Annotated in this window: 13 protein-coding genes, 1 tRNA gene and 2 pseudogenes; 7 read left to right on the plus strand and 9 right to left on the minus strand. The window is 69.2% G+C overall.

Annotation, left to right across the window (positions count from 1 at the left end):
• Positions 1–17: 17 nt before the first annotated feature.
• From OG842_RS05150 to OG842_RS05175, 6 genes are all read right to left on the minus strand, one after another.
• On the minus strand, positions 18–989 hold the full coding sequence (locus tag OG842_RS05150) for a DUF4255 domain-containing protein (protein WP_266727825.1): 972 nt from the start codon (positions 987–989) through the stop codon (positions 18–20).
• An 87-nt stretch (positions 990–1076) separates the two neighbouring features.
• The gene (locus OG842_RS05155; RefSeq protein WP_266727827.1) at positions 1077–1841 is read right to left on the minus strand and encodes a hypothetical protein; all 765 of its coding nucleotides are present in this window, start codon (positions 1839–1841) and stop codon (positions 1077–1079) included.
• A complete protein-coding gene (locus OG842_RS05160) occupies positions 1834–2589 on the minus strand; it encodes a T4 family baseplate hub assembly chaperone (RefSeq protein ID WP_266727829.1) in 756 nt (251 codons plus the stop codon). The genes OG842_RS05155 and OG842_RS05160 overlap by 8 nt, the downstream gene beginning before the upstream one ends.
• 134 nt (positions 2590–2723) lie before the next feature.
• The gene (locus tag OG842_RS05165) at positions 2724–3248 is read right to left on the minus strand and encodes a phage tail protein (RefSeq protein ID WP_266727831.1); all 525 of its coding nucleotides are present in this window, start codon (positions 3246–3248) and stop codon (positions 2724–2726) included.
• Positions 3249–3303: 55 nt separating this feature from the next.
• A complete protein-coding gene (locus OG842_RS05170) occupies positions 3304–5169 on the minus strand; it encodes a phage tail sheath family protein (protein WP_266727832.1) in 1866 nt (621 codons plus the stop codon).
• Positions 5170–5754: 585 nt separating this feature from the next.
• Positions 5755–6246: a carboxymuconolactone decarboxylase family protein gene (locus tag OG842_RS05175; RefSeq protein ID WP_266733437.1), complete on the minus strand. Its 492-nt coding sequence runs from the start codon at positions 6244–6246 to the stop codon at positions 5755–5757.
• A gap of 97 nt (positions 6247–6343) precedes the next feature.
• Here OG842_RS05175 and OG842_RS05180 point away from each other — a divergent pair, with 97 nt between their 5' ends.
• Both OG842_RS05180 and OG842_RS05185 read left to right on the plus strand, forming a co-directional pair.
• Positions 6344–7267, plus strand: coding sequence for a pirin family protein (locus OG842_RS05180; protein WP_266727834.1), 924 nt, complete (start codon positions 6344–6346; stop codon positions 7265–7267).
• A 22-nt stretch (positions 7268–7289) separates the two neighbouring features.
• On the plus strand, positions 7290–7634 hold the full coding sequence (locus OG842_RS05185) for a GNAT family N-acetyltransferase (RefSeq protein ID WP_266727835.1): 345 nt from the start codon (positions 7290–7292) through the stop codon (positions 7632–7634).
• Between the two features lie 217 nt (positions 7635–7851).
• Here the strand turns inward: OG842_RS05185 and OG842_RS05190 are convergent, their stop codons facing one another.
• Positions 7852–7983, minus strand: a complete 132-nt coding sequence (locus OG842_RS05190; protein ID WP_266727837.1) for a hypothetical protein — start codon at positions 7981–7983, stop codon at positions 7852–7854.
• A gap of 193 nt (positions 7984–8176) precedes the next feature.
• Between OG842_RS05190 and OG842_RS05195 the strand changes: the two are divergent.
• Positions 8177–9407: pseudogene (locus OG842_RS05195) on the plus strand (ISAzo13 family transposase); the annotation flags it as partial.
• Here the strand turns inward: OG842_RS05195 and OG842_RS05200 are convergent.
• A pseudogene (locus OG842_RS05200) lies at positions 9380–9568 on the minus strand (hypothetical protein); the annotation flags it as partial. The pseudogenes OG842_RS05195 and OG842_RS05200 sit on opposite strands and share 28 nt — an antisense overlap.
• Positions 9569–9609: 41 nt before the next feature.
• Here OG842_RS05200 and OG842_RS05205 point away from each other — a divergent pair.
• A complete protein-coding gene (locus OG842_RS05205) occupies positions 9610–10050 on the plus strand; it encodes a nucleotidyltransferase domain-containing protein (RefSeq protein WP_266733439.1) in 441 nt (146 codons plus the stop codon).
• Positions 10051–10327: 277 nt separating this feature from the next.
• On the opposite strand, the gene OG842_RS05210 is transcribed toward OG842_RS05205, so the two are convergent.
• Positions 10328–10401: transfer RNA gene (locus OG842_RS05210), tRNA-Pro, on the minus strand.
• A 126-nt stretch (positions 10402–10527) separates the two neighbouring features.
• Here OG842_RS05210 and OG842_RS05215 point away from each other — a divergent pair.
• From OG842_RS05215 to OG842_RS05225, 3 genes are all read left to right on the plus strand, one after another.
• A complete protein-coding gene (locus OG842_RS05215; RefSeq protein ID WP_266727839.1) occupies positions 10528–11238 on the plus strand; it encodes a transketolase in 711 nt (236 codons plus the stop codon).
• A gap of 37 nt (positions 11239–11275) precedes the next feature.
• Positions 11276–12178 (plus strand): transketolase family protein, encoded by a 903-nt coding sequence (locus OG842_RS05220; protein ID WP_266727840.1) that lies wholly within the window; start codon positions 11276–11278, stop codon positions 12176–12178.
• A gap of 235 nt (positions 12179–12413) precedes the next feature.
• Positions 12414–15896 carry a ThuA domain-containing protein gene (locus OG842_RS05225; protein WP_266727842.1) on the plus strand — a complete coding sequence of 1161 codons (3483 nt, stop codon included), beginning with the start codon at positions 12414–12416 and terminating at the stop codon, positions 15894–15896.
• Positions 15897–15905 lie beyond the last annotated feature (9 nt).

Below are 15905 nucleotides of genomic sequence, written 5' to 3' on the forward strand. Positions count from 1 at the left end.
GTCGTCCGCACGCCGCCTCAGCTCTCCGCGTCCTCGGCGCCCGCGCCCTTGGTCTGTGGGGCGGCGGCCCCCGCGCCCCTGGCCGCACCCCGTGACGTGGCCTTGCGCGTCCGGGCCGGGGTCCTGGCGGCGGCTGCCTTGACCGGCGCTTTCGCGGAGGACTTGGCCACCGCCTTGGCCGGAGCCTTCCCGGGCGCACCGCTCTGCGTGGGCGCAGCGGCCTCGGCCGAGGCGGGGCCCACCCCGACAGCGCGGCCCGAACCCGCGACAGAACCAGGGCCCGAACCCGTATCGGAACCGGAGCCCGCGCCGGACCCCGTGGCCGGTTCGGTACCGCCCCCGTCCCCGCCCACCGGTCCCGGCCGCTGCGGCGCCCCCGGCGCCCCGAACGGCAGCACCCGCACCGTGTGCCGGTCCACCGGTTCGGCCGGAACGGGCTGCTCGCGGCCCTCGATGAAGACGAGCGCCGCCTGGTACACCACGGACAGCGAGTAAGGCGTCTGGTGCAGCATCCCCCACAGCTTCGACGTCTCGTCGATGTCCATCACGGTCGGAGTGAACCGCACCCTCTGGATGGCATCGGCCAGGTCACTGCCCGCCAAGTAGGGCTTCTCACCGGCCAGTTCGATCATTTCCTTGGGCAGGACGGGTATCTCGTGCAGTGTGCGCACCACGGAGCCGATGAGCCGCTGTCCGACGAGCGTGACCTCGTCGCCGTACGCGCTGATCACGAAGTGCAGATCGAGGGCTGCGGCCGGGCGTTTGACGAGCCTGCCGTCGGATGTCCTGCTCGGCAGGTCGTTGTTGCGCTGCGAGGTGTCGGGCGTGACCTGGTAGAGGAACACGGTGATGGTGGGGTCCGTCGGCGGATCGGCCGGCGGCTTGCGCGCTTCGACGTTGACGGCGATGTCGATCTCCGGCTGCAGGTTGTCCTCGATCAGCAGGGCGAGGGCCTGGGTGACGTGGGCGAGTGCGAGTGCGTTGCTCATGGCGTCAGTTCCTCAGTCCCTCGGTGCCCCGATGGCTCGGTGTCTCGTCGATGCGTCCGCTGCCGAAACGTCCCCTGCGTTTGTCTCTCACTCGCGCCCCCGCGCCAGGTAGTCCTGGAGGCTCACCGTCGCGCCCTGTCTGACGGGGGCGGACGGCCCCGCACGCTGCGTGTCGGGCGACGGCGCACCGGCCGCCGTGACCTCCAGCCGCCCGATCTGCACATGCACCACCTGCTCGCCGCCGCGCGCCCCGCGCCGGCCCGGCGACTGCCGCACCGCGTCCCGTGCCGCCGCCGTGTCCATGGCGCTGGGCCTGAGGGGGGCGGGTACGGCGACGGCCGCAACGTCCGCACCTGGGAGAACGGGCGCCGACACCGCCCCCTGGGACGGCGTCCCAGCGGGGCGCTCCCGCGCCGCGGCGCGGCGCGAGGTCTCGGGAAGGGCGCGCGGCACCGGTGCGGAGGCGGGTCGCAGCAGTGGCACCTCGGGACGGGCCGGGGTCGGTGTGCTCGGGGTGAGCCGTGTCGGTGCGGGTTGCGTCTCGGTGTGTACGACGGTGTGGTCGTGCTCCGAGCGGGAACGGACCTCACGCACCTCCCGACCCAACTCCACTTGCTGGAGAACTGGTTGAGCATTCGTGGGCCACAGGGGCTCGGTGTCGTCCGGCTCCGGAAGCCCCGTCGCGCGCACGGCCTCGACCCGCTCGAAGGGTCCGGCGAGCCTCGGCCGCACCCGTGTCACGCCGGCACGCGGCACTGCTCCCCCGGTGTGCCGGGCGAGCAGCCGGTCGAGATGGTCCGGGACGCCCGCGTCCGGGGACTCGGCGCCGGGTACGCCCTTGGGCTCAGGCATCCGCACACAGCTCCAGGTAGTAGCGGCGGCGCATCGGGCTGAGCGCCAGGATCTCCGGCTCGCTCCAGCCGTAGGCGGTCGCGAGCAGATGGACGTCGAGCAGGACGTCGCGCGCCCAGGCGTCCAGCTCAGTCCACAGGTAGGAGGCGATGTCCAGTTCGGCGCGGGTGGCCGCGGAGCACTCGGGACAGTTGATGTTGAGCGTCACATCGGCGGCCGGGTCGACGGCCTCGGCGGCCTCCGCGATCTTGCGCTGTACGGATACGGGCAGGGCATCGACGGAGACGGTGTCCCCGTCGTGGACTGCCGAGACGACACAGCGGGCGAACAGCGCCCGTCGCGCCCCGTCGGCCGAGAGTGCCGCGTCCGGGTGCCGGGCCGCCGCCGTCAGGTCGGCGACGGTCGGCACCCGGAACGCGACGTCCCAGCCATCCTCGTCGAGGTGCGCCACACGCTGGTCCGGCGGTCGCAGGGAGCGTGCGAACTCCCCCGCGTCCAGTTCGAATTCCATGTCGGCGCCGCAGGCCGAGCAGTCGACTCTGACCTGCAAGCGCTCACCGAACAGTGCCCGGCGCAGAGCGAAGAGATCGGCCTCGCGGGCACCGACGGGGAGGGACAGCAGGGCCTCGCTGTCGCCGCCGAGATCGGGACGGGCGGCGCGGTGCAGGAGCAGCGCACGGCCGTGGCCGTCGCGCCCGATTCCCGCCTCCCATGTCGCCAGGAGGTCGTCGGCCTGAGTGACCGTCACACCTGCCCCCGTCCCGTGCCCTCGCCGCCGCCCATGCGGTGGAGTCCGTTCGTCCGATGCCGTGCGCCGCAGCCGGTGCCGGCACCGGCGCCGGCGCCGCTTCCGTTGATGCCGTTCGCCCGACTCGGCTTCGTTCAGGCCGGGTTGAGGAAGGAGGGCTCCTCCGGCTCGGGCACCTCGTGGTCGCGCTCCCAGCCCTCGCATTCGAGCTTGAGACTCTGAATCGCCACCGCGTTGGCGTTGGCGTCCAGCTCGCCGAGGACCTGATACTCGCTGGGCCAGGTCCGGTAGAGCTTGTGCGAGACGGCGACCTGCCCGGCCTCGTTGAGGACCTGGATCACGATGTCCTTGCGGAAGTCGGCCAGGGACACCTCGGAGCCGAGACCGGCGCCGACCTGCCACACCTTGTTGGCCCAGCGGTCGAACTCGGGGTCGTGGGTGACCCCTCGCTCCAGTGTGATGCCCTCGAACTCGGAGCGGCCCGGCGACTTGCGCGGGGAGCTCGGGTCGCCGCCGTTGCGGTGCTTGACGACCTCGGTGGTCCGCTTCAGCGGACTGATCTTGCTGATGCCCGCGACCGTACGACCGTCCCACAGGACAAGGAACTTGAAGTTCTTGTAGGGGTCGAAGCGATGGGCGTTGACGTTGAACTCAGCCATCGGATTCCTTCACGCTCTCCTTCTCGCTCTCCGGTCCGTCTCGGGTTCGGGGACCTCAGAGCTCGAACTGGCCGGACGTCTGCTGGATCTTGACGATCACGAACTCGGCGGGCTTGACCGGCGCGATGCCGACCAGGACGTTGACGACGCCGTTCGCGATGTCCTCGTCCGTCGTCGTGTCGTGGTCGCACTTGACGAAGTACGCCTCGCGCGGAGTGCCGCCCTTGAAGGCACCCTGGCGGAAGAGGTTGTGCAGATACGAGGAGGCGCTGAGGCGGATCTGCTGCCACAGGTTCTCGTCGTTGGGCTCGAACACGACCCACTGCAGACCTCGTTGCAGGCTCTCCTCGACATGCAGGGCGAGCCGGCGGACGGGCACGTACTTCCACTCGCTGTCCAGGGCGTCGGAACCCTCCAGCGTGCGCGCGCCCCAGACGGTCGGGCCGACCAGCGGGAAGGCCCGCAGGCAGTTCACGCCGAGCGGGTTGAGCAGGCCGCTCTCCCGGTCGGTGAGCTTGACCGCGAGGGAGTGCACGCCGGCGAGCCGCGCCTCGGTGCCCGCGGGCGCCTTCCACACACCGCGCTCGGCGTCCGTACGCGCGAAGACACCCGCGACCGCTCCGGACGGCGGGAAGGAACGCAGCCGTCCGGTGAGCGGGTCGGTGAGCTGGAGCTGCGGGAAGTACAGGCCTGCGTGGTTGCCGCGCACCTGGTCGAAGGCGGCGAGGCCGGCGCGAGCCGCGTCCACGCTGCCCCACGAGTTCGGGGCGTCGACCAGGAGGAAGACGCGCCGCTCCTCGCACAGCCGCTGTGCCGCCGAGACCACCGTGATCGCGTCGTCGGTGTTCTCGTACGCCGCCAGCTCGGGAAGCACCAGCAGATTGACGTCGTCCTCGTCGCGCAGCGCCTGGATGCCGCTCTTGTCTGCCTCGGAGCCGATGAGATCGCGCGCTCCGGGCGGGTCGCCGTCCTCGCCGCCCTTGAGCGGGAACACCGGCGGGTTGACCGAGCCTTCCAGGCCCAGGTCGTTTGCGCATTCGCCGACGAAGCGGACGACGTCCTCGGGGTCTGTGGAGCCCGCCACGACCTGGATGCGCCGGCCGAACGCGGTGACCTGGACGCCCGCGAAGGCGTGTTTGCCGGGGGCGTCGGGCAGGGCTCGGAGCTTGCGTTCGAGGAGAAGCGCCAACTCCGCGACGTTGCAAGGGGCTTCGCCGTCGGTCCCGGGGTCGTGGAGGGTGAACTGGCGCTCGACCTCTCCGATCTTGACCGTCAGGTCGACGGCCAGGTCGGGGAGTTCGTGCCCGAACTTCTTGGAGACGGTGCCCGAGGGGTCGGGGCGGCCCTCACCGACGACGTCGACGCGGATGAGCCGGGAGCCCGAGTTGATGACGGCCGGCGCGTAGCGTCCGTGCGAAACGTCCATGGACAGGCCGGTGAAGGCCTCGCGGGCGCCGCCTCGGGCGTCGTACACGCGCAGGTTGAACTCGTCGTCCGGGCGCGTGGTGTCGTAGTCGACGGCGACCCGGAGTCCGTTGCCCCAGTGTCCGGGCTCCTTGGCGTGCACTTCCAGGACCGGGCACTCGCTGTGGCCCTCGGTGGACTCCAGGGTGGCGCAGGCGGCCTTTCCGCTGCCCGCCTTGGTGACGCGGACGATCACGGCGACCGTGCCGCCGTTGCCGAAGAACTGGTGCACCGCATAGCCGACGGCACTCTGCGAGCTGAGCCCTCCGAAGCGGCGCTCGAACTCGGCGAAGCTGGTGACCCGCACCGGCTGGTTCAGCGGCCCGCGCCGGGTGTGCCCCACGAACGCGGTCACCGAGGTCGTGACGGTCGAGATGGTGCGGACACTGCTGGGAAGCTCTTCGACGTATACGCCGGGATATGTCGGCTTTGCTGTGCTCACTGCATTCGTCGGCATTCCCCCTCCTATCCCTGCTCAGGCACCAGATGAAGGCACCAAGAGATGGCAGAGGGAATGCTCCGTCGAGGCACGCGAGCAAGGACCGCCGTTGGTCACGGCGAGTCACGTACACCTCATCAAGTTCCCCCGTCAACGCCCGGGCGGGTGGCCGACCGGACCAAGCTGTGCGCTCGTGACTCCTGATGCGTTTGTGTGCTCAACGAAGTATTGAATGCTGGCGAGTTGAGGAGCAAGGCGCGTTCCGGTCACACCACGAGGAGGTTCTGTGAAGAGCGAAGGAGCACCTGACTGCAGGGCGCGGGCCCCGTCGCGCCTCGGGGAATGGACACCGTTCAGCCACGCAGGGTCACGCCATCGACTCGACCCAGCCACACAGCCTGACCAAATCCACAGGGACCCCAGGGCCGCCGGCATCCGCTTGTCGCCGTCGACAACGTCAGCGCGTGGACGGGTCCCGCGGCGGTGACGGCCGCCGCGGGAGCGATGACGGCGGCCACCACCGTCGAGTGGCGCGAGCGGCTGCGGTTACGGCACGGCGGGTGCGAGTACACCTTCCGGAATGGGCGACGGCTTCGCAGGGACTCAGCGCGCGGGGGCCTCCCGCACCGGGTGCTTGCTGAGGATCGAGACCCGGTTGAAGGCATTGATCGTGATCGCCACCCAGATCACGGCAGAGATCTCGTCGTCGCCCAGGACCTCGCGCGCCTCCGCGTACGCCCGCTCCTGGGCGAGGGCGTCGGCGGGGTGGGTGGTGGCCTCCGCGAGGGCGAGGGCGGCGCGTTCGCGGGCGGTGAAGAGTTCGGTGTCACGCCAGGCCGCGAGCACGCCGAGGCGCCGGGTGGTCTCCCCGGCGCGCAGCGCGGCCCGGGCGTGGACGTCGAGGCAGAAGGCGCAGCCGTTGAGCTGGGACACGCGAAGGTTGACCAGCTCGACCACGATCCGGTCGAGCCCGGCCTCGGCAGCCGTCGCGCGAGCGGCGTCGGCGGTCTTCACCAGCGCCTGGTACGCGGCGGGGCTCTGCTTGTCCAGGTAGATCCGGCCTGCGGTCCGGGGAACCGCCGCGGCCTGCACCATCTCCGTCACCCTGTGCTCCTTCGCGCGTTGTCATCACGACTATGATCACCCATAATTGTTGAAAGCGAAACTACTTTGAACTGAGAGGGGCCGCGAGATGGATCACACGGAGGTCGAGATCCTCACCGCCCGGGACGTCCCGCTGGGCGGACCGCGAGCGATGACCGTACGGCGCACGCTGCCCCAGCGGGCCCGTACGCTCATCGGCGCCTGGTGCTTCGCCGACCACTACGGCCCCGACCGGGTCGCCGACTCCGGCGGCATGGACGTCGCACCCCATCCGCACACCGGACTGCAGACCGTCAGCTGGTTGTTCAGCGGGGAGATCGAGCATCGCGACAGCCTGGGCACCCACGCCTTCGTACGGCCCGGCGAGATCAACCTCATGACCGGCGGACACGGCATCAGCCACACGGAGGTCTCCACCCCCGGCACCACCGTGCTCCACGGCGTCCAGCTCTGGGTCGCCCTCCCCGGCGAACACCGCCACGCCCCCCGCGCCTTCCAGCACCACGCACCCGAGCCGCGCCACGTCGACGGGGCGGAACTGCGAGTCTTCCTGGGCACCCTCGCCGGCGAGACCTCCCCCGTCCGGACCTACAGCCCGCTCCTCGGCGCCGAGGTCCTGATCGACGCAGGTGCCACCGTCACCCTCGACGTCGACCCGGACTTCGAACACGGCCTGCTCGTCGACGAGGGCGACGTCCACTTCGACGGCACCCGCCTGCGCCCCGCCGAACTCGGCTACGCCGCCCCCGGCCGCACCACCCTCACCCTCGCCAACGCGTCCGACCACCCGGCCCGGACGGTGCTCCTGGGCGGCCCGCCCTTCGAGGAGGAGATCGTGATGTGGTGGAACTTCATCGGCCGCAGCCACCAGGACATCGTCGAAGCGCGGGAGGAGTGGGAACGGGCCTCCGACCGCTTCGGCACCGTCGACGGCTACCCGGGCCACCGGCTGCCCGCCCCCGCCCTGCCGAACGCCGTCATCGCACCCCGCAAGAACCCCTCCCACCGCTGACCCCCGAACCGAAAGGCCCATCATGAGCGACCGGACCACCACCGACCCCGTCGTCCGCCACGTCGACACCCGCCACCGCTACGAGATCCTCGTCGACGACAACCGCGCCGGCCTGACCGCCTACCGCGACCGCGACGACCGCCGGGTCTTCTTCCACACCGAGATCGACGACGCGTACGCCGGCCAGGGACTCGCCGCGATCGTCGTCGAGCAGGCCCTGACCGACGTCCGCGCCTCCGGGATGCGGATCGTGCCCGTATGCCCCTACGTGGCCAAGTTCCTCAAGAAGCACCAGGAGTTCGCGGACATCACCGACCCCGTGACCCCCGAGACCCTCACCTGGCTCGACGGTCAGCTGGGACGCTGACACCGCGGACGGAGTTCCTCGCGGACCACGCACCGATGAAGATCCATTACGAGAACCTGTCTGCAGACACCCCAAGTGGCCCGACTCGCGCAGAGACACTCCTCAGCATCGAGGCAGACCTGACGATCATTGATCGCGGTCAAGAAATCTTCAGCGAGACTTAGTTTCCTCTTGCTGAACTCGCCTACACGCTATGCAGGTGGGTGAGTGAAGCCGATCAGAGCGAAGAAAGGAGCCGGTCGACGAAGACCAGCTTGTACTTCGCGCCCGCTCCGACCGCTCGCCGACGTGGTCTGCCGAGCAGCGCGACATCTCTGCGGGCCTGCCAGACCGACCTCAGCTCCGCCACCGGATCAGCAATCACAGCCGCTGAAAGGCCCGTGACCCGACACTCCGACATGATCAACCCACGTGCCCGCATCCCCACCACGCACGGCCCAACGAGCCGGCAGGGCCATCGTCACCGCCAACCATGCACGAGCTCGTAAGGGCTCGCAGAGAATCAAGGTGTTGCTTCCCGAGGTTCAGCTCGTTGGTGTGGTATGCGCATATCTGGCGAGGTCCGTGGTCAACTCGGCCTGAAGTTCGCGGTGTTGTTCCCGCATCTAGATGAGCGGCAGCGCCGTCTGCTGAGGGGGCCGAGGCCAGGGTCCTGGGCCACGGCGGAATCCGGGCAGTTGCCCAGGCAGCCGAGGTCAGCGAGACCACCGTGCGCAAGGCGTGGACGAGTTGGAGGCGGGGGCGGAACCGCTGGGCCGGGTCCGCCGTCCCGGTGGCGGGCGCAAGCGGGCGACCGAGGTGGATCCAGGACTGCGGCCCGCGCTGTTGACGCTGGTCGAACCGGATATGCGAGGGGATCCGATGTCGCCGCTGCGATGGACGAGGAAGTCCACCCGCAGACTCGCCGACGAGCTCACCAGGCAGGGCCACCGTGTATCGGCGGATACCGTCGCCGACCTGCTGCGGGAGGAGGAGTTCAGTCTCCAGGCCAACGCCAAGACCCTCGAAGGCAGGCAGCATCCCGACCGGGATGCCCAGTTCCGCTACATCAACGACCGGGCCAAGGAGCATATGGGTGCCGGCGATCCGGTGATCAGCGTGGACACCAAGAAGAAGGAGCTGGTCGGCCAGTACAAGAACGGAGGCCGCGAGTGGCATCCGAAAGGACTGCCGGCCCAGGTCAGGACCCATGACTTCCTTGACCGGCAGGGACCGGGCAAGGCTATCCCGTACGGGATCTACGACGTCGCCGCGAACACCGGCTGGGTCAGTGTCGGCACCGATCACGACACGGCCGCGTTCGCCGTTGCCTCGATCCGTCGCTGGCGGCAGGCCCGAGGCCGGCACGACTATCCGACCGCCACCTGCCTGCTGATCACTGCGGACGCAGGCGGCTCCAACGGCTACCGCACCCGCGCCTGGAAAACTGAACTCGCTGCCCTGGCCGCCGAGACGGGCCTGGAGATCACGGTCTGCCACATGCCGCCGGGCACCTCGAATTGGAACAAGATCGAGCACCGGCTGTTCTCCCACATCTCCATGAACTGGCGCGGCCGCCCGCTGACCAGCCACGACGTCATCGTGAACAGCATCGCGGCGACCACCACCCGCACCGGGCTGAAAGTTCACGCCGAACTCGACCCGGGCACCTACGACACCGGCATCAAGGTCACCGACAGCGACATCGATGCCCTTCCCATGCACCGGCACCGCTTCCACGGCGACTGGAACTACACCCTCCACCCTCAACCTCGCGACACCACAGCCACAGTCGATGCAGCCAAGAACCCTCGATCAGCCGGCTCATCCCCGCAGCCCGGCACAAGGAAGCGGACGGCCTGGATAGTCGCGGTGATGCGGTTGGTGCTGCAGCGGAGCTTCCGCAGGAGGCGCCAGCCCTTCAACGTGGCCATGGCCTGCTCGCCGAGACACCGGAATCTTGGCGTGCGTGCTGACACCTGATCCAGGAGCCCACGTGACACACCGCGCCGAACAATCAGCGAACCAGACCGGGACCTCGCAGGAGCGGGTCGCCGAAGTACAGGAGATCATCGACCGCATCACACGCTGGGCCGCAAACCGTCAGGACATCGTTGGTCTACTCCTTGTCGGTTCATACGCCCGCAACGCCGCGCGACCCGACTCTGATATCGACATCGCCCTGCTCACGACGGACCAGTCCCAGTACCTCAACAACACCTGGGCCTACGAACTCGCCCTCGGCGAGTTCGTCCGAACGCAAGCATGGGGGCCCATCACCGAACGACGCATGCCACGGCCTCAGGTTTGGAAGTTGAGATCGGCATCGGGTCTCCGGAGTGGGCACAGACGGACCCCGTCGACCCTGGCACACGCCGTGTCGTCACCGACGGCGCCCGCCCTCTGCATGATCCAGCAGAAGTCCTTGCCTCTTTGATCCAGACATGCCGACCGTGACCGCCCTGCCAGAGGCATTCGGGCAGTTCCAATACCCGAGTTCACCATTACACCCGGACGTACACAAGATCACGGCTGTCGGCGCAGCGCTCTCCGCGCACCTCAGCATGCTTCGCGCACCTCACTCCCTGCCGGGCCCGATCGTCATGACTCGCTGACACCGGTCAAGGGGGCAGGTCCCCAACTGGTCCCCAAGAATGGCCAAGAGCCGGTTTCGGATGTCTCCGAAACCGGCCCTGACCTGCGACTCTCACGAGTCGGGACGACAGGATTTGAACCTGCGACCCCTTGACCCCCAGTCAAGTGCGCTACCAAGCTGCGCCACGTCCCGATGCCCGCCTGACCTGGGGTTTCCTCCTGGCCGAACGCGCATGAGAACAATACCGCACTCGGGAGGGTGGTCACGAACGCCTTTACCGCTTGACCTCAACCAAGCTTGATGTTCAACGCTGGTCCCATGACGAACACCACCGCCGCACCGGCGCGCGACCACCGCTCCATGCACCGCCTGATGAACCTGATGAGCCTGATGACCGGGGACGAGAAGCACGGCCCTGCGGCGACCTCCACCCTGGACGCCATCTGGGTGCTGTACGACCGGGTACTGCGGGTGACGCCCGGCACCGTCGACGCGCCCGGCCGCGACCGGTTCCTGCTGTCGAAGGGGCACGGGCCGATGGCGTACTACGCGGTCCTGGCCGCGCGCGGATTCTTCGGGGAGGAGCTGCTGCCGGGGTTCGGGTCGTACGACTCACCGCTGGGGCACCACCCGGACCGGATGCTGGTGCCGGGGGCCGAGATCGGGAGCGGGTCGCTGGGGCACGGGCTGCCGCTGGCCGTGGGCAGCGTGCTCGGGCTGCGGGCGCAGGGGCTCACCGATCCGCGGGTGTGGGTGCTGATCGGCGACGCCGAGCTGGACGAGGGCAGCAACCACGAGGCGCTCGCCTACGCGGGCCCGGCCGGGATGGATCAGCTGCACACCGTGGTGATCGACAACGCTTCGGCCTCGTACGCCCGGCCCGGCGGGATCGCGGCCCGGTTCGAGGCGGCGGGCTGGTCGGTCGACTCCGTCGACGGGCGGGACCACGAGGCGCTGTACGCGGCGTTCACCGCGCCGCACCCCGGACGGCCGAGGGCCGTGGTCGTGCACGTCGACCCGAAGCACTGAACGCACCGTTCGAAGACCGAAGAGAGGGACATTCCAGATGGACACGATGCGTGACCGCTTCATCACCACCACGACACAGCTGCTGGACGAGGACCCGCGCCTCGCCCTGGTCCTGGCCGAGATCAGCCGGGACGGCTTCGGCCCCGCCGCGCGGGCCCATCCGGACCGGGTGGTCAATGTGGGAATCAGGGAGCAGCTACTGGTCGGAGCGGGTGCCGGGATGGCGCTCACCGGAATGCGGCCGATCGTGCACACCTTCGCCAGCTTTCTGGTGGAGCGGCCGTTCGAGCAGGTGAAACTCGACTTCGGCCATCAGGGGGTGGGCGGGGTGCTGGTGAGCGCCGGAGCCTCGTACGACTGGCCGGCCGGCGGCTTCACCCATATGTCGCCGGGCGATGTCGCGCTCCTGGACACCCTCGACGGCTGGACGGTCCATGTGCCGGGCCACCCGGACGAGGCCGAGGAGCTGCTGCGGCGGGCCGCGGCCGGGGACGGTCGGGTGTACGTGCGGTTGTCCCTGCAGTCCAACGAGCGGGCGCGGCCGGTCGGCCCGGGGGACGGGTTCACCGCGGTGCGGGAGGGGGCGGGCGGGGTGGTGATCGCGGTCGGGCCGATGCTCGACAACGTGCTCGCCGCGACCGACGGGCTCGATGTGACCGTGCTGTACGCGACGACGGTGCGCCCGTTCGACGGGGCCGGGCTGAGGCGGTCGGTCGGTGGTCACGGGGTCGCGGACGTGGTGATCGTCGAGCCGTATCTGGCGGGCACCTCGACGGCCGCCGCCAATGACGCGCTCGCGGATCTCCCGCACCGGGTGCTCGGGCTCGGCGTCGGGCGGGCCGAGCTGCGCAAGTACGGGGAGATGGACGAGCACCTCGCCGCACACGGGCTGGACGCGCGGGGGCTGCGGGAGCGGATCGGCGGCTTCCTCGGTCGCTGAGGGGGCGGAGAAGGCGGAGGGGCCGAGGACGCGGAGGGGTGAAGCGGAGGGGCGGAGCCGAGGGGGCGGGGGCGGGGCCCGTCCCCTCCGCCGGCCCGTACCGCAGGCACCGTGCGGCCATCACATGCCGTCCCGGCCCATTGACCCCATGGAGACCTCAACCTAATCTGAACGATGCACTCCAGAAAGCGCTTTCTAAATCCCGCAGTCGGCATCTACCGCACAGGGAGCGCCCATGAGTCATCGTCCCTCGTACAGCTGCCCGTTACGGGGTCACCGGTTCCCGTCGCCGCTCGTCGTCCTCACCACTCTCCTGGCGTTGGTCGTCGGTCTGCTCCTGGCCACGCCGCCCCGGGCCCACGCGGCGCCCTTCCGGGTACTGGTCTACTCCGAGGTCACCAACTTCCGGCACGACTCGATTCCGGCCGGAATCGATGCGATCAAGAAGCTCGGCGCCGAGAACGGTTTCGAGGTCGAGGCGACCGACGACTCCGCCGTCTTCAATGACACCGATCTGGCCCGCTTCCAAGCCGTCGTGTTCAACAACACCAACTCCACACCGGAGAAAGGTGACTTGCTGAACACCGCCGAGCGGACGGCCCTGCAGAAGTACATTCGCGCGGGGGGCGGCTGGGTCGGTCTGCACGCCGCGTCCGCGAGCGAGCGCGACTGGGGCTGGTACGAGGGTCTTGTCGGGGCGATCTTCGACCAGCACCCCGCCGTACAGACCGGCCGAGTCAAGGTTCTCGACCACGCCCACCCGTCCACCAAGGGCCTTCCGGATCTCTGGGAGCGTACGGAGGAGTGGTACAACTGGCGCACCAATCCGACCTCCAAGGTCCACACCCTCGCGCAGATCAAGGTCCGCGACGGCGTCACGGGACTCGACGAGGGGGTGGACCATCCGTGGTCCTGGTGCCAGAACTACGACGGCGGCCGCTCCTGGTTCACCGCCGGCGGACACGCGTCCTCGGCGTTCCAGGAGGAGGGCTTCGTCCAGCACCTGCTCGGCGGCATCGAGTGGGCCGCGGGCGCGAAACCCGGTGACTGCACGGCGACGCGGACCGGTTCGTTCCAGCGGACCGCGCTGGCGACCAGTGATCTCGCCGATCCGTTCGAGCTCGCCGTCGCCCCCGACCGGCGGGTGTTCTTCGCCCAGCGCACCGGAAAGCTGAAGGTCATCGACCAGACGACGATGAAGGTGTCGACCGCGCTGGACCTGGCCTACACACCGGAGATGACCAGTCAGTCCGACGGACTGCTCGGTCTCGCCCTCGATCCGGGCTTCGCCACGAACAACTGGCTCTATCTGCTGCATTCCGACAAGACCGAGAAACGGCTGAACCTCTCCCGGTTCACCGTCACCGGCAATTCGGTCGATCCCGCTTCGGAGAAGCGGCTGTTGACCATTCCGACCTGGCGGGGCGAGGGACGGGCCAATTCCCACATGGCCGGCTCACTCGCCTTCGACAAGGCCGGCAACCTGTTTGCGGCGACCGGTGACAACACCGATCCGTTCGCCTCGGACGGCTTCAACCCGATCGACGAGAGCCCCGGCCGCCGCGCCTGGGACGCGCAGGGCACCGCGGGCAACACGAACGATCTGCGCGGCAAGATTCTGCGCATCACGCCGAAGGACGACGGCACCTACACCGTGCCCGAGGGGAATCTCTTCGCACCCGGGACGGAGAAGACACGCCCGGAGGTCTACGCGATGGGGATGCGCAATCCCTTCCGGATCACCACCGATCCGCTGAGCGGTGCGCTGCTGGTCGCCGACTACGGTCCGGACGCCAAGGCGGCGGTCGCCGACCGCGGGCCCGAGGGCACGGTCGAGTACACCCGCATCACGCGGGCGGGAAACTTCGGCTGGCCGTACTGCATCGGTGACAACACCCCCTTCAACGACTACGACTTCGCGGCGAAGAAGTCCGGCCCGAAGTTCGACTGTGCGGCGCTCGTCAATGACTCGCCCAACAACACCGGGCTGCGGGAGCTGCCGCCCGCCCGGCCCGCCACCGTCTGGTACGCCTACTCGGCCTCCGCCGAGTTCCCTGAGCTCGGCACCGGAGGCGGCGGTCCGATGAGCGGTCCCGTCTACGACTACGACCCGGACAACACCTATCGCACCAAGTTCCCCGAGTACTTCGAAGGGAAGTGGATCAATTACGAGCTGACCCGGAAGTGGTTCAAGACGTTCTCCTTCCAGCAGAAGGACCAGACGTTCGACGATCCGCGGTTCGCTCCCGTCAAGGCCGGTGACCTCCAGTCCGTCAACGGCATCTTCCAGGACATGCAGTGGAACCAGCCCTTCGATGCCGACTTCGGTCCCGACGGGGCGCTGTACGTCATCGACTTCGGGCTCGGCAGCGGTACGGGGCGCGGTGGCAGCAACGAAGGTGCGGGCATCTACCGGATCGACTACGTCGGCGACGGACGGCTGCCGGACGCGAAGATCACCGCGGACCGGGACAACGGAACCGCACCGCTGAGCGTCGCCTTCTCCAGTTCCGGATCCGGACTTCCCGGCGACCGACCCGTGTCGTACGCCTGGGACTTCGACGGGAACGGCACCACCGACTCGACCGAAGCGAACCCCTCGTACACCTACCGAACGAAGGGACTGTTCACCGCGCGGCTCACGGTCACCGGGCCCGGTGGGCTGACCGGGCAGGCCGTGCAGGACATCACCGTCGGCAACACCCGTCCGGAGGTGACCATCAAACAGCCGCCGGACGGCGGGATGTTCAGCTTCGGTGACACCATTCCGTTCACCGTCAAGGTCAAGGACAAGGAGGACGGGAGCGGCGCGCCGGTCGACTGCTCGCGGGTGGTGGTGCAGTCGCAGCTCGGGCACGACACCCATCTGCATCCCCTCGACAACTACACCGGCTGCGCGGGGGAGATCGTCACGGACGCCGGGGACAGTCATGGCCCCGGGCAGAACCTGTACTACGGCATCTCCGCCCGGTACGAGGACAAGGGCGCCCCGGGCGCACCCCCGCTCACCGGTTCCGCCTCGCTCACCCTGCGTACCTCCTTCCGCGAGGCCGAGCACTTCACGGCTACCGGTGGAGCGCACGGCGGTGCGGTGACCGCGAGCAGGGCCGACGCCTCCGGCGGGAAGCGGCTGACCGAGATCGAGGACGGGGACTGGATCGCCTTCGACCCGGTGAACCTGAAGCACGTCGGGTCGGTGACCGTCGGCGCGGCGTCCGGCGGGATCGGCGGCAGTGTCGAGTTCCGGGCCGGATCGCCCACCGGCCCACTGCTGGGCGAGGTGTCCGTCCCGAACACCGGCGGCTGGGGCAATCTCGTCTCGCCGACGACGGCGCTGACGGATCCCGGCGGCACCGTGAAGCTGTACGCGGTGTTCAGCAACCCTGAGTGGAGCGGCGAGAAGGCCGATCTGTTCGCCGTCGACTGGCTGCGCTTCAACGGCCGTGGGGTCGAGAAGCCATCGGGTACGAAGGTGGCGGTGACCGCGAGCGCGACGGCCGGCGCCGCACCGCTCTCCGTGACGCTGAGCAGTGCCGTCCAGCCGGGCGCCGGGCGCACGATCGCCTCGTACCACTGGGACTTCGGCGACGGGGTCACGGCGGACGGGGCGACAGCCACGCACACCTTCGGACGCAAGGGCGCGTACACCGCGCATCTGACGGTCACCGACGACAAGGGCGACACGACCACCGGTTCCGTACGCATCGACGTGAGTTGAGAGGGGAGA

It is taken from the genome of Streptomyces sp. NBC_00376, from assembly GCF_036077095.1.
Classification (GTDB): Bacteria; Actinomycetota; Actinomycetes; order Streptomycetales; family Streptomycetaceae; genus Streptomyces.